The organism is Pontibacter populi, from assembly GCF_019336435.1.
Classification (GTDB): Bacteria; Bacteroidota; Bacteroidia; order Cytophagales; family Hymenobacteraceae; genus Pontibacter; species Pontibacter humidus.
Genome location: NZ_JAHWXQ010000002.1, coordinates 40,064 through 52,931, shown reverse-complemented (window position 1 = coordinate 52,931; position 12,868 = coordinate 40,064). Strand labels below are relative to the sequence as shown.

13 protein-coding genes are annotated in these 12,868 nt (G+C 45.9%); 10 read left to right on the top strand and 3 right to left on the bottom strand.

Translation table 11 applies throughout. The features are described from left to right. Positions 1 to 20: 20 nt before the first annotated feature. The 6 genes from trpD to KYK27_RS06820 all read left to right on the top strand — a co-directional run bounded on the left by trpD (position 21) and on the right by KYK27_RS06820 (position 5,624). Positions 21 to 1,025, top strand: coding sequence for an anthranilate phosphoribosyltransferase (gene trpD / locus KYK27_RS06845; RefSeq protein WP_199109309.1), 1,005 nt, complete (start codon positions 21 to 23; stop codon positions 1,023 to 1,025). Between the two features lie 47 nt (positions 1,026 to 1,072). Further along, positions 1,073 to 1,888: an indole-3-glycerol phosphate synthase TrpC gene (gene trpC / locus KYK27_RS06840; RefSeq protein WP_199109308.1), complete on the top strand. Its 816-nt coding sequence runs from the start codon at positions 1,073 to 1,075 to the stop codon at positions 1,886 to 1,888. Next, entirely contained in the window at positions 1,885 to 2,511 is a 627-nt protein-coding gene (locus KYK27_RS06835) for a phosphoribosylanthranilate isomerase (RefSeq protein ID WP_199109307.1), read from the top strand. Before trpC ends, KYK27_RS06835 begins: the two co-directional genes overlap by 4 nt. Before the next feature lie 143 nt (positions 2,512 to 2,654). Next, the gene (trpB, locus tag KYK27_RS06830) at positions 2,655 to 3,845 is read left to right on the top strand and encodes a tryptophan synthase subunit beta (RefSeq protein ID WP_199109306.1); all 1,191 of its coding nucleotides are present in this window, start codon (positions 2,655 to 2,657) and stop codon (positions 3,843 to 3,845) included. Further along, positions 3,835 to 4,617, top strand: coding sequence for a tryptophan synthase subunit alpha (gene trpA, locus KYK27_RS06825; RefSeq protein WP_199109305.1), 783 nt, complete (start codon positions 3,835 to 3,837; stop codon positions 4,615 to 4,617). The genes trpB and trpA overlap by 11 nt, the downstream gene beginning before the upstream one ends. Next, positions 4,614 to 5,624: a bifunctional 3-deoxy-7-phosphoheptulonate synthase/chorismate mutase gene (locus tag KYK27_RS06820; RefSeq protein ID WP_199109304.1), complete on the top strand. Its 1,011-nt coding sequence runs from the start codon at positions 4,614 to 4,616 to the stop codon at positions 5,622 to 5,624. The genes trpA and KYK27_RS06820 overlap by 4 nt, the downstream gene beginning before the upstream one ends. Positions 5,625 to 5,919: 295 nt before the next feature. On the opposite strand, the gene KYK27_RS06815 is transcribed toward KYK27_RS06820, so the two are convergent. Beyond that, positions 5,920 to 7,965 (bottom strand): LpqB family beta-propeller domain-containing protein, encoded by a 2,046-nt coding sequence (locus KYK27_RS06815; RefSeq protein WP_199109303.1) that lies wholly within the window; start codon positions 7,963 to 7,965, stop codon positions 5,920 to 5,922. 399 nt (positions 7,966 to 8,364) lie between these two features. Here KYK27_RS06815 and hisH point away from each other — a divergent pair, with 399 nt between their 5' ends. The 4 genes from hisH to hisIE all read left to right on the top strand — a co-directional run bounded on the left by hisH (position 8,365) and on the right by hisIE (position 11,171). Further along, complete coding sequence (gene hisH / locus KYK27_RS06810) at positions 8,365 to 8,946, top strand: imidazole glycerol phosphate synthase subunit HisH (RefSeq protein WP_199109302.1); 582 nt, start codon at positions 8,365 to 8,367, stop codon at positions 8,944 to 8,946. Beyond that, on the top strand, positions 8,943 to 9,665 hold the full coding sequence (hisA, locus tag KYK27_RS06805) for a 1-(5-phosphoribosyl)-5-[(5-phosphoribosylamino)methylideneamino]imidazole-4-carboxamide isomerase (protein WP_199109301.1): 723 nt from the start codon (positions 8,943 to 8,945) through the stop codon (positions 9,663 to 9,665). Before hisH ends, hisA begins: the two co-directional genes overlap by 4 nt. Further along, positions 9,659 to 10,417, top strand: coding sequence for an imidazole glycerol phosphate synthase subunit HisF (gene hisF, locus KYK27_RS06800; RefSeq protein WP_199109300.1), 759 nt, complete (start codon positions 9,659 to 9,661; stop codon positions 10,415 to 10,417). Before hisA ends, hisF begins: the two co-directional genes overlap by 7 nt. A 145-nt stretch (positions 10,418 to 10,562) precedes the next feature. Further along, a complete protein-coding gene (gene hisIE, locus KYK27_RS06795) occupies positions 10,563 to 11,171 on the top strand; it encodes a bifunctional phosphoribosyl-AMP cyclohydrolase/phosphoribosyl-ATP diphosphatase HisIE (protein WP_199109299.1) in 609 nt (202 codons plus the stop codon). 79 nt (positions 11,172 to 11,250) lie between these two features. Here hisIE and KYK27_RS06790 read toward each other — a convergent pair whose 3' ends face one another. Both KYK27_RS06790 and KYK27_RS06785 read right to left on the bottom strand, forming a co-directional pair. After that, on the bottom strand, positions 11,251 to 12,120 hold the full coding sequence (locus tag KYK27_RS06790) for an alpha/beta fold hydrolase (protein WP_199109298.1): 870 nt from the start codon (positions 12,118 to 12,120) through the stop codon (positions 11,251 to 11,253). Positions 12,121 to 12,169: 49 nt separating this feature from the next. Beyond that, positions 12,170 to 12,730, bottom strand: a complete 561-nt coding sequence (locus KYK27_RS06785) for a TetR/AcrR family transcriptional regulator (RefSeq protein WP_199109297.1) — start codon at positions 12,728 to 12,730, stop codon at positions 12,170 to 12,172. Between the last annotated feature and the right edge of the window lie 138 nt (positions 12,731 to 12,868).

Here is a 12,868-nt window from a genome sequence, read left to right as displayed (position 1 = left end):
TGACACAAGAATATAGAAACATGAAAGAGATACTAAACCACTTATTTGAACATAAAACGCTCACCAAAGAGCAGGCGCGGGAAGTGCTGGTAAATATTACAGGCGGCAAGTACAACCAGAGCCAGATCTCCAGTTTCCTGACAGTCTACATGATGCGCAGCATTACGGTAGATGAACTGGAAGGCTTCCGGAATGCGCTACTTGACCAGTGCCAGCGCGTGGACCTGAATGCTTATAATCCGATTGACCTTTGCGGCACCGGTGGCGATGGGAAGGATACGTTCAATATTTCGACGTTGTCCTCTTTTGTGGTGGCGGCCAACGGCATTCCGGTTGCCAAGCATGGTAACTATGGCGTGTCGTCTTCCTGCGGCTCGTCCAACGTGCTCGAAGCGCTGGGAATAAAATTTACTACGGATAGGGATGCGCTGGAGCGATCTATTGCCAACTATAATATCTGTTTCCTGCATGCGCCGCTCTTCCATCCTGCTATGAAAAGTGTAGGATCGATCAGAAAAGAACTGGCGGTGAAAACGTTCTTCAATATGCTGGGACCTATGGTGAATCCGGCTTTTCCGAAACTACAGATGGTGGGTGTTTATAGTCTGGAACTGGCCCGCATGTATAGTTACCTGTATCAGCAGCAGCCCGAAGTAAACTATAGCATCATTCATACCTTGGATGGCTACGACGAAATTTCCCTGACAAGCCCGTTTAAAGTGATCTCAGATAAAGAGGAAGTGCTTTTGGATGCCCAATCGCTTGGTTTACCCCGATTACAGCAGGAGCAGATCAAAGGGGGCGGTACCATAGAGAGTGCAGCTAAAATATTTCTTGATGTATTAAAAGGAGAGGGCACAGCTGCGCAAACGGCTGTAGTTGCCGCCAACGCCGGTATGGCTATTCAGTGTGCGAGACCTGAAATTAGTGTGCTGGATGCTGTTGCATTAGCTAAAGAAACACTTGAGTCAGGTAAAGCTTATAGTTTATTTACCAATCTAATAAACGATAATAAATTAGTGTAAGCCTGATCTTCAAACCTCCACATCTCCAAATTTTAAAATCAAAAGACATGAACATACTAGACGAAATAATTGCCCATAAATACAAAGAAGTAGCCGAACGCAAAGCACTTTATCCGGTAAAATTGCTGGAGAAAAGCCTTTACTTCGAAACACCTTGCCTGTCGCTGGAGCGTTACCTGCTGCGCCCGGATAAGAGCGGAATCATTGCCGAGATCAAGCGTAAGTCTCCCTCTAAAGGTGATATCAATCCTTATGTATCTGTAGAGCGCACTTCAATCGGTTATATGCAGGCAGGGGCTTCGGCTTTATCTATCCTGACTGATATAAATTACTTTGGCGGCAAAAACGAAGACTTGGTAACGGCTCGCAAGTATAACTTCTGCCCGATCCTGCGCAAAGACTTTATGGTGGATGAATACCAGATTGTGGAAGCAAAATCGATTGGTGCTGATGCCATACTTTTGATTGCGGCTGCACTGGAGCCTGCACGACTGAAAGAACTGGCAGCTTTTGCCCGCACTTTTGGTTTGGAAGTACTGCTGGAAGTACACAACAAACAAGAACTCGATGAAACGCTGAATGAGTTTGTAACTATAGTTGGCGTGAATAACCGTAACCTGAAGACATTTAAAACGGATATAGGCTTGTCCTTTGAACTGGCAAACTACATTCCGGCTGGCATTACTAAAATTTCAGAAAGTGGCCTGAGCCAGGTGCAAACATTGGTTGAGCTGCAGCAGGCTGGTTATAACGGCTTCCTGATCGGGGAGACCTTTATGAATGACAGTCGGCCTGAACGCGCTGCGGCTGCATTTATAAAAGAACTTCGCCAGTTGCAGGAGCTTAAAGAACAGGCAATATGAAAGTAAAAGTTTGTGGCATGCGTGATCCGGAGAACCTGAGGCAGATAGCTGCGCTTCGGCCGGATTATCTAGGCTTTATTTTTTACAAAGGTTCTAAGCGCTACTGCGATGGAACTATAACACCGGAACTGCTGGCCGAGCTGCCTGCAACTATAAAGAAGGTTGGTGTCTTTGTGAATGAAGCAACAGAAACTATAGTTGAAATAGCCCGCAAGTTTAAGCTTGATCTCATACAACTGCACGGTCACGAATCACCGAAGCAATGCCAAGAAATTAAGAATGCTGGATTTGAAGTTATAAAAGCTTTTTCGGTAGATGACCGCTTTGTGTTTGAGAATACATTGCTGTACGAAAGAAGCTGCGACTATTTTCTGTTCGATACAAAAGGCGATTCACACGGTGGCAACGGCATCCCATTCGATTGGGAACTGATTAAAAATTACCTGTCACCTACGCCTTATTTCCTGAGTGGCGGACTGAACCTGGAGAACATTAAGAATCTGGAGAAGGTACGGCCAAAGCCCTTTGCTATTGATGTTAATAGTGGGTTTGAGCTGGAGCCAGGGCTGAAGGATGTAGAGGAAGTGAAGCTTCTATTGGAGCAGACAAAAAATAGAAATTAAAAATTAAAAATTAGGGATTAAGAGTCAGGAATTGAAAGTGTAAACAACAGCTCATTTGAAATTACTCAGTGTTTTTCAGCAAATGAGCTTCACGAATCCTACCATTTCTAATTTTTAATTTCTAATTCATAATTAAATGAAATATGAAATACACAGTTGACGAAAATGGGTTCTATGGCAGATTTGGCGGGTCTTACATTCCCGAAATGCTTTACCCAAACGTGGAGGAGCTGCGCCAGAATTACCTATTGATTATGCAGGAGCCGGATTTCCAGGAAGAGATGCAGTCTCTGCTGAAAGATTATGTCGGTCGTCCAACGCCGCTCTACTTTGCTAAAAGACTTTCTGAAAAATATAACACCAATATTTACCTCAAACGCGAGGACCTGAACCATACTGGTGCACATAAGATCAACAATACAGTTGGCCAGGTACTGATGGCAAAAAGACTGGGTAAGAAGCGCATCATTGCTGAAACCGGTGCCGGCCAGCATGGTGTGGCAACGGCTACAGTTTGTGCGCTGATGGGCCTTGAGTGTATAGTTTACATGGGTGAAGTAGATATTCAACGTCAGGCACCTAATGTAGCCAGAATGAAAATGTTAGGCGCTACGGTAGTGCCTGCTACTAGCGGGAGTAAAACCCTGAAAGACGCCACCAACGAAGCCATCCGCGACTGGATCAACAACCCAGAAGATACCTATTATATCATCGGTTCAGTGGTTGGACCGCACCCATACCCGGACATGGTAGCCCGTTTCCAGTCTGTGATTTCTGAAGAGATTAAGGCGCAGCTGAAAGAGAAAACCGGAAGCGAGAATCCGGATTATGTGGTGGCTTGTGTAGGTGGTGGGAGCAACGCAGCTGGCGCTTTTTATCATTATTTAGATACCCCGGAAGTAAAATTAGTAGCCGTCGAAGCAGCCGGTTTAGGCATAGATTCCGGTGAGTCGGCCGCTACGTCGGTACTGGGTCGTGAAGGAATAATACATGGAAGCCGCACTTTACTGATGCAGACAGAAGACGGGCAGGTAACAGAACCCTATTCTATTTCTGCTGGCCTGGATTATCCGGGAGTCGGACCATTACATGCGCACCTGCATCAATCCGGCAGAGCCATTTTTGAGAGTATAACTGACGATGAGGCACTACAGGCAGTGTTGGAACTTACCAGACTGGAAGGAATAATACCGGCTTTGGAAAGCGCACACGCCCTGGCCGCACTTGGCAGAATCGGAGCTAAGCCTGACGAAACTATAGTTGTGAACTTGTCAGGTCGTGGCGATAAAGATTTAAACACCTACTTAGACAGATTTGAGCTACATGGAAAATAGAATCAAAACCCTTTTCGTGCAAAAGCCACAGGAGCTGCTATCGGTTTACTTTACAGCTGGCTATCCGAATTTAGAAGATACGGTCCCGACCATTCTAGAGCTTGAGAGAAATGGTGTGGACCTGATAGAAATTGGGATGCCTTTTTCGGACCCTTTAGCCGACGGACCAACTATACAGCAGAGCAGTGAAGTTGCCCTGCGCAATGGCATGACCATTCCGAAGCTGTTTGAGCAGTTAAAAGACATACGTCAGCAAACCCAAATTCCGCTGGTGCTGATGGGCTACCTGAATCCGGTGATGCAATATGGTGTGGAGAAATTCTGCAGTGAAGCCAGCGAAATTGGTATAGATGGTATCATACTTCCTGATTTGCCTTTAGCTGATTATGTGCGGGAATACAAAGGCCTGTTCGAGCAGCATCACCTGAGTATGGTTTTCCTGATAACGCCTCAAACAACAGAGCAGCGCATTCGTGAGATCGACAGCCATACTGATGGGTTCATTTATATGGTTTCGTCTGCATCAGTAACAGGTGGCACTAATGGCAACGCAGTAGCTAATACTGATTATTTCCAACGAGTGTCTCAGATGGGGCTTCAAAATCCGGGCATCATTGGTTTCGGCATACATAACCACGAAACTTTTACCGAAGCCTGCAACCATGCAAGCGGAGCCATTATTGGTAGCGCCTTTATTAAAGCACTGGCTCAGGAAGGCAGCCTGCAGCAAAATATCCAGACATTCATCCAAAGCATTAAACAAGAAGCATGATCATACAATTACAGCAAGGTATACCTGCTGAACTGAAAGAAAATATCCTGCAGCAAATTAAGGAAGTTGGTTTTAAAGGCAACGAAGTCCAGACGCAGGAAGGCCATTATATAGTTGGCATCGGCAAGAAGGATTTCGATATCCGAACAATTGGCCAATTACCAGGCGTAGCTGATATTCACCGGGTGTCGGACGAGTATAAGTTAATCTCGCGCAAGTGGAAAGTAGAGCCGACGCGCATTGACCTGGGAGATGGTGTCATAATCGGAGAAGGGCAATTCAGTATCATGGCTGGTCCGTGTTCGATTGAAAGCGAGAAGCAAATCGAGCTGGTGGTGCAGCATTTAGTGGAAAATAACGTGAAGATCATGCGTGGCGGCGTGTTCAAACCACGCAGCTCACCATATGCTTTCCGCGGGCTGGGGCTGGAAGGTCTGCAGTTGTTTCACCGTATTTGCCGCGAGAATGGGATCAAGATCATTACTGAGGTGATGCAGGTTTCGCAGATCGAGGAGATGATTGACTATGTAGATGTGTTCCAGGTAGGAGCGCGTAATAGCCAGAACTTTAACCTGCTGGATGCCTTAGGTGCTGCGCAAAAACCTGTGCTGCTGAAGCGTGGCATTTCCGGAACTATAGAAGAGTTGCTGCAGGCCGCAGAATACATCTTCTCGAATGGAAATGAAAAGATCATGTTGTGCGAGCGCGGAATCCGTTCTTATGAAAATGCTTACCGCAATGTGCTTGACCTGAATGCTGTACCTGTACTGAAAGCTAAAACGCACTTACCGGTTATAGTTGATCCGTCGCATGGCATTGGACTGCGTGATTATGTGGAAGAAATGTCGTTGGCAGCGGTAATGGCCGGTGCTGATGGCGTGATCTATGAAACCCATCAGAAGCCGGAAGAAGCTTTTTCGGATGGACAACAGACGGTAAACTTTAAAGAATCAGAAAGGTTGATCAGACGCATGCGCCAGGCTTATAGTTTGCGGGAGAGTTTTTAGTTTTGTTATTCGATGATCGGATTTATGGCGCGAGCGTCTTCGCTCGTGACGAACTATAGTGGGGCCTCTGGCCCAATTGAATTGCAAATCCAACAATAGAGTAAGCGTAAAATTTGTCTTTCTGTAAAGAAACTTGGAGAAAGTAAGGTTAAGCTCTCGCCCTAGGTCCACAAGATTCTTTCAGGATGACAAAAAAGAGAATAGAACGGTCCTGCTTTCAAGGTGACACTTTGAAAGACAATCAAACTAAAGCAATAAAAAAGCCCGGTACTTATCACACCGGGCTTTTTATAGTTTAGTTTTTGGTAGGTTTCAGCGTTTCGTCGAGCCATTTAAAGAACTCACTCTGCCAAACTATAGCGTTCTGCGGCTGCAGTACCCAGTGGTTCTCATCAGGTAAATATAACAAGCGGCTCTTAATGCCTTTCAGTTGGGCTAACTGGAATGCCTGTAAGCCTTGCTCAATACCTACGCGGAAGTCCTGACCACCCTGTACAATTAGGATCGGTGTATTCCATTTGCTGGCATATTCGCTTGGGTTAAACTCTTTGTAACTCTTCGGCGATTTCGTATCCCAGTAAGGACCTTTCAGTTCGTTATTTGCAAAGAACATTTCTTCTGTTGTGCCATACCAACTGCGCATATCAAACAAACCGTCATGGGCGATGAATGTCTTGAAACGGCCATCGTGCAGGCCTGCCAGCATAAATACAGAGTAACCGCCATAGCTGGCACCAACTGCACCCAGTCTGTCTTTATCTACATAAGCTTCTTTGGCTACATCATCAATTGCAGAAAGGTAGTCACGGATTGGCTGGCCACCCCAGTCGCCGCTGATCTGGCGGTTCCAGTCATCGCCATGCCCTGGCATACCGCGCCTGTTCGGAGCAACCACAATATAGCCTTGTGCTGCTATCAGTTGCAGGTTCCAGCGGTAAGAGTAGAACTGTGTTAAAGCCGACTGCGGACCGCCCTGGCAATAAAGTAAGGTTGGGTATTTCTTGTTCGGATCGAAATCCGGCGGATATACTATCCACGAGAAAAGTTCTTTCCCATCGCTGGCCTTAGTAACGCGAGGCTCCACTTTGCTCAGCGCAAGTTTGCTATAAACTTCGTTGTTAACTGTTGTCAGCTGCGTTAGTTTACCAGACTTGGTTTCTAAGCGGTATAATTCCGGCGCGTGGTTCATGTCGGTACGAGAAACTACCAGGTTGTTACCCGACTGGCCTACAATACCGTTCACATCGAACTGGCCTTTGGTTACCTGCCTGATGTTTTTAGCCGAGAACTTGTCCAGGTTCTTTGGCAGAGCAATTTCATATAGTTGTATGGTGCCTTTGGTAGGTGCTACAAACCAGATCCTGCTGCCATCCTTGCTCCAGGTAAAAGAGTTTATAGTTTCGTCCCAGTCTTTGGTAAGGTTGTACTTTTTACCTAACTTGGTGTCCTGCACCATCAGCTCGTTCTGGTCTGCTTCATTGCCGTCTTCATCCATGGCTAACCATGCCAGTTTAGAAGCATCTCCCGAGAAAGCAGGATTGGTATCGTAGCCCTTGTTGCCATCCGTAAAGTTGGTCGTTTTACCAGATGCAATGTCGTAACGGTAAATGTCCGTGTTGGTGCTAACGGCGTAATCTTTACCAAATTTCTTCTTACTTACATAAAGTATGGCTTTGCTATCAGGGCCCCAGATAATGTCTTCTGATCCGCCAAATGGCATTTGTGGCGCATCAAAAGGCTCGTCCTTCATAATATCGGTTGGTGTCCCGATCTTTCCATCGTTGTAAGTAGCAAAGAAAACGTGCTGAAACTTCCCATCTTCCCAGGTATCCCAGTGGCGGTAGTTCAGGTCATCGTACACGTAAGCATTTGATTTCTGAAGCTTCGGATAAATATCAGTGCTGTGCATTTTCTTTACTTCTACCTCGCGCGAAAACAGCACATGCTTGCCGTCCGGAGAGAAGCGCACGTTGCTCAGTCCGCCTTCAAAATTGGTCAGCTGTTTTGGCTCGCCTTTGCCACCGGTTAATTGCCATAGTTGCCCTTTATGAAGGTAAACTATATTTCCGGCTTTATCGATGTGTACTACGCTTTCGCCACCTTTAGTAGATGTAATTTGCGTAGGCTGGCCACCGGTTACAGGAATAGAGTAGAGGTTACGTTCGCCGCTATTCTCTTCCATGTTAATATTGGTTACGCCGTAGATCACCGACTTACCGTCTGGTGTTATAGTTTCTGCCGACACCCGGCCCAGTTTCCAGAGCAATTCAGGCGTCATGCGCTGTTGTGCCTGCACCATACTTACAGCAAACACACCAGCCAGTATCATTATCTTTTTCATATTTCAAATTTAAACGAATTGCCGACAATCTGAAACTATAGTTTGTCAAAGAGAAATCAGGAATTTGTAGTTACTAAACGATAGATCACGTATATTTGAAGCAATGAAAGGCACAATGACTCATATGCACCATCATCATGCACGAAGCAACAGTTTCGGAGCCGTATGCCTGTGGATTAGATAGAACTATAATCGTATATATCCAGAAAGCCTGACTCCGTAAACGAGTCAGGCTTTTTTGTTTTTGTCTGAATCAGGATTTACAGGATTAAAATATTAACAGGATTAAGCTTTAGACTTTATGTAGAAGGAATATAAAAGCGAATCTCAGATTCGCAACTATAGTAAGGCACGAAATTGATTTTCGCGCCAGGATTTTAACTCTTAACTTTTAACTAAATGAATCTAGTTATAGTTGATTACAAAGCTGGCAATGTGCAGTCAGTGCAGTTTGCATTGGAACGGCTGGGTGTGCAGGCCACGCTGAGCGCCGATGCCGAAACTATAAAAGCTGCTGATAAAGTGATCTTCCCGGGTGTGGGACAGGCAGCTTCGGCAATGGCACAACTAAGAGCTCGCAACCTGGATAAGTTGCTGCCAACGCTGGAACAACCGTTTTTTGGTGTTTGCCTGGGCATGCAGCTCCTGTGCCAGCACTCCGAAGAAGGCGACACTGAGCTACTCAACATCATTCCGCTGCCCGTAAAACATTTCGAAACAGAGCTGAAAGTACCGCACATGGGCTGGAACCAGTTGGAGAAACTACAGTCGCCATTGTTTGATGGTTTGCAGGAGAAGGAGTACGCCTATTATGTGCACAGCTATTATGTGCCTTTAAGTGAGTATACGATTGCCCAGACTTCTTACCCAGAGCCCTTTTCGGCGGCTCTCAACTATAAAAACTTTTATGCAGCGCAGTTTCACCCCGAAAAGAGCGGAGCTGCCGGTTCTCAGATACTTAAAAACTTCCTTGCCATATGATGGAGATCATCCCAGCCATAGACCTGATCGGCGGCCAATGTGTGCGCCTGACAGAAGGCGATTTTGCCCAGCAAACCACCTATGACAGCAATCCGCTGGAGGTAGCTAAACGATTCGAAGCCAGTGGCATTAAACGACTGCACTTGGTGGATCTGGATGGTGCCCGGGCCCGAAAGCCTGTGAACCTGGCCGTACTGGAAACGATAGCTAATAATACCGGACTAACTATAGATTTTGGTGGTGGTTTGCAGGCGGATGAGGCGGTGCAACAGGCTTTTAATGCGGGGGCTGCGCAGATCACGGCCGGAAGTATAGCGGTACGCGAACCTGAAACAGTTAAAAGCTGGTTGTTAAAGTACGGTCCTGAAAAGATCATCATCGGAGCAGATTTTAAAGGGACCAATATTGCCATCAGTGCCTGGACCGAAGAGAGCAAGTACCCGCTACAGGACTTTATTTCGGGGTATGTACAAACAGGAGCGAGGCTGTTTATCTGCACCGATGTAAGCAAAGACGGCAAACTACAGGGGCCATCCATTAACACCTACCGCCACCTTAAATTAACGTTGCCAGAAGCAGATATTATTGCCAGTGGCGGCGTGACAACTATAGCCGACCTGGAGGAACTGCAGGAAATTGGCGTAAAAGGAGCCATCATCGGCAAAGCCATTTACGAAGGCACCATTTCATTAAAAGATTTAGCGCGATTTATATGTTAACCAAACGCATTATTCCCTGCCTCGATATTAAAGATGGCCGTTGTGTAAAAGGCGTGCAGTTCGAGAATATCCGCGATGCCGGCGACCCGGTGGAACTGGCGAAATGGTATGCACAACAAGGAGCTGACGAACTTGTTTTCCTGGATATTACAGCCACCAACGAGGGTCGCAAAACCTTTGCTGAACTGGTTCGCGACATTGCACGCCACATCGATATTCCGTTTACCGTAGGCGGTGGCATTGGTGCTGTAGAAGACGTGGAAGTGCTGTTGCAGAACGGTGCCGACAAGGTCTCTATCAATTCATCAGCCATTAAAAATCCGCAGTTGGTAGAAGAACTGGCAAGGCATTTCGGCAGTCAGTGCGTTACCGTTGCCATCGACACAAAATATACCGATGCCAGCGGCTGGAAAGTGTATACCCGCGCCGGAACTATAGAAACCGAACACGCAACTATAGACTGGGCTAGAAAAGTAGTGGACCTGGGAGCAGGAGAAATTTTACTGACCAGCATGAACAATGATGGTACCAAAGCCGGCTTCGCGCTGGATATTACCAAGGCAGTTTCTGAAGCGGTATCTGTTCCTGTTATTGCCTCAGGTGGGGCCGGAACAATGCAGCACTTTGCAGACGCTTTTCAGTTAGCAAATGCTGACGCTGCCTTAGCTGCTAGTCTGTTTCACTTCCGCGAACTGGATATTCCAGACTTAAAGCATTTCCTGAAAACCCAGGGCGTGGACGAAAGGATATAATTGAACTGGCTCGGAAGTTACTTCTGTGTCAATTTATAAAAGCGAATATCAGATTCGCGTCTATAGTAAGGCATGAAAATGATTTTCGCGCCAAATTAGAGGACAACCTTCTAACTTTTTAACTTCTAAACTTTCTAACTATAAGATGTTGGATTTTGATAAAATGGGCGGACTAGTTCCCGCAATTATACAGGATGAGCAGACCAGCCAGGTGCTGATGCTGGGTTACATGAACCAGGAAGCATTGGAGAAAACAAAGCAGGAGGGGCTGGTCACCTTCTTCTCCCGATCCAAAAACCGCCTCTGGACCAAAGGTGAAACTTCGGGCAACACGTTGCAGGTAGTAACTATAGTAGAAGACTGCGATAACGATTCGCTGCTGATAAAAGTGAAACCAAGCGGCCCGACTTGTCATACCGGAAGCACAAGCTGCTTTGGGGAAGAAGCCTCAGCGAAAAGAGTAATAGCTATACAGTTTATTGCGCAACTGGAGGAAGTGATTCATCAACGGAAGATTTCACCGTTAGAAGGTTCATATACCAATTTCCTGTTTGATAAGGGCGTGAACAAAATAGCCCAGAAAGTAGGAGAGGAGGCCGTTGAAACTGTGATTGATGCTGTGGCTGGCAAAACCGATACCATGAAAGGCGAAGCTGCTGATCTGCTTTACCACTTACTTGTACTTCTGTCTGCGTCCGGACTGGAATTGGCCGATGTGGTGGCTGTACTGAAGGAGCGTCATCAGAAGAAATAACCCAGGAACCGCAGACTTAATCGGATGAATTCGAATTAGGAGGATAGCTTTCCTGCCTAACAAGTGTGTTCAATCAACCTTAAACTGCGGTTCTGATAAAGGAAGCGATCGCATCGGCCACTTCGCCACCGCGTTCTTCCTGCACAAAATGACCAGCCTTATATTTTATAGTTTTAGCTTCCGGAAATGCCTGTTGCCAGCGTTCTAAAAAGTGTACCGGTAAAAGTTTATCTTTCTCGCCCCATACAAAAAGCTTTTTTATAGTTCGCAGTTTATCGCGCTGCTGCCATAGTTCCTCAAAATAAGGAGCAGACTCGTGCAGGGCTTTGGCGAACATCCAGGTACCTATGCGATTCTCTGATGTAGAAAGAGGTTTCTGGTAATGTAGTTTGATATCCTTAGTAAGGTGTTTGCTCTCATGATAGCCTTGTGGGAGCAGAAAATTAGCGGAGAAACCTAACTGTAAGTACAGGAACCTGCCCACGCCTCCAGCCATAAACCGGCTTATCTTCATGATCTTTTTCTCTTCTTCCAAGCTCCACATCCAGGTATTCAGGATCACCAGATTTTTTACGTTTTCAGGGTGACGCAGTGCGTACGGTAAACCAATCGGGCCACCAAAATCATGTACCACCAATGTAATATTCTTTAACTGCAAATGCTCGATAAGCTGCTCCAGGTTATCGGCATGCGCTTCGGGAGTGTATGCAAAGTCAGCCGGTTTAGCAGATAAGCCGAAGCCAAGATGATCAGCGGCAATGCAGCGGAAGTTCCGGCTTAAAGCTTTTATTTGTTGTCGCCACACAAACGACCAGGTGGGCGTGCCATGCGCAAATACAATCGGATCACCTTGACCCTCATCTACATAATGCATTCTGCCTGCCGGTAAATCAAGCGTATGGTGTGCAAAAGGATAGAGGATTCGGTCGAGCCATTTCGGAGAGTTCATAGTTACTTGATCTATAGTTGCAGCCTGTTAAATTAACCTCAAAGCAGCATTATCTTTTATACTTCATAATGAGTAAGGTGGCTACATCATCAATCGGATAATTATCGTGGAGTAAATAATGCTGTGCAAGCCCGTCTAAAGAGGCAAAGTAAAGTTTTGCTTCCAGCTCCGGAAAAGGAATACCCGCCTCAATCAGGTTCTGCCTGATCTGTGTTTCTACGTAAGCTGTTTGTTCTTTCATTTCTGCACTCAGTCGCTGCACCACTTCAGACTGCATTCTGATACCATGTATTAACTTCCAGAAATCTTTTTTCTCTTTCAGAATCTTTACTGTCTGGCGGATGTGCCGTTCTATAGCTGACATTTTTTGCCATTCAGGAGATACCTGCTCAAACGAAACACGAACATCTGAAGCGCCTCTTCTGCAAATCTCAACCAGCAGTTCTTCTTTGCTTTTAAAATAATTGTACATCAATCCCAGGGAAATACCTGCACGCTGGGCTATGGTTCTGATAGAAGTAGCATCGTAGCCTTGCTCAGAAAACAGGGTTAAGGCAGTGTCTACCATTGTGTTAATACTTTGTTCGCGCTTCTCCTGTGTGACTTTCATATTATGAATGAACGTTTGTTCATAAAAGTAGTTGTTTTTATTATTATTTAAAAGCCCTTCGAAATATTTAAATGAGAGGATATAGTTCCTGTTAAGCCTGCTAAACAATAAGAGATTAGTCAACTTTACGCCATCTAA

What these genes read in the sequence shown, in the direction of transcription:
- hisH (WP_199109302.1), top strand. Translation starts at nt 8,365, where the DNA reads ATGAATCTAGTTATAGTTGATTACAAAGCTGGCAATGTGCAGTCAGTG.
- trpB (WP_199109306.1), top strand. Translation starts at nt 2,655, where the DNA reads ATGAAATACACAGTTGACGAAAATGGGTTCTATGGCAGATTTGGCGGG.
- hisA (WP_199109301.1), top strand. Translation starts at nt 8,943, where the DNA reads ATGATGGAGATCATCCCAGCCATAGACCTGATCGGCGGCCAATGTGTG.
- trpC (WP_199109308.1), top strand. Translation starts at nt 1,073, where the DNA reads ATGAACATACTAGACGAAATAATTGCCCATAAATACAAAGAAGTAGCC.
- trpA (WP_199109305.1), top strand. Translation starts at nt 3,835, where the DNA reads ATGGAAAATAGAATCAAAACCCTTTTCGTGCAAAAGCCACAGGAGCTG.
- KYK27_RS06785 (WP_199109297.1), bottom strand. Translation starts at nt 12,730, where the DNA reads ATGAAAGTCACACAGGAGAAGCGCGAACAAAGTATTAACACAATGGTA.
- trpD (WP_199109309.1), top strand. Translation starts at nt 21, where the DNA reads ATGAAAGAGATACTAAACCACTTATTTGAACATAAAACGCTCACCAAA.
- KYK27_RS06820 (WP_199109304.1), top strand. Translation starts at nt 4,614, where the DNA reads ATGATCATACAATTACAGCAAGGTATACCTGCTGAACTGAAAGAAAAT.
- KYK27_RS06790 (WP_199109298.1), bottom strand. Translation starts at nt 12,120, where the DNA reads ATGAACTCTCCGAAATGGCTCGACCGAATCCTCTATCCTTTTGCACAC.
- hisIE (WP_199109299.1), top strand. Translation starts at nt 10,563, where the DNA reads ATGTTGGATTTTGATAAAATGGGCGGACTAGTTCCCGCAATTATACAG.
- hisF (WP_199109300.1), top strand. Translation starts at nt 9,659, where the DNA reads ATGTTAACCAAACGCATTATTCCCTGCCTCGATATTAAAGATGGCCGT.
- KYK27_RS06815 (WP_199109303.1), bottom strand. Translation starts at nt 7,965, where the DNA reads ATGAAAAAGATAATGATACTGGCTGGTGTGTTTGCTGTAAGTATGGTG.
- KYK27_RS06835 (WP_199109307.1), top strand. Translation starts at nt 1,885, where the DNA reads ATGAAAGTAAAAGTTTGTGGCATGCGTGATCCGGAGAACCTGAGGCAG.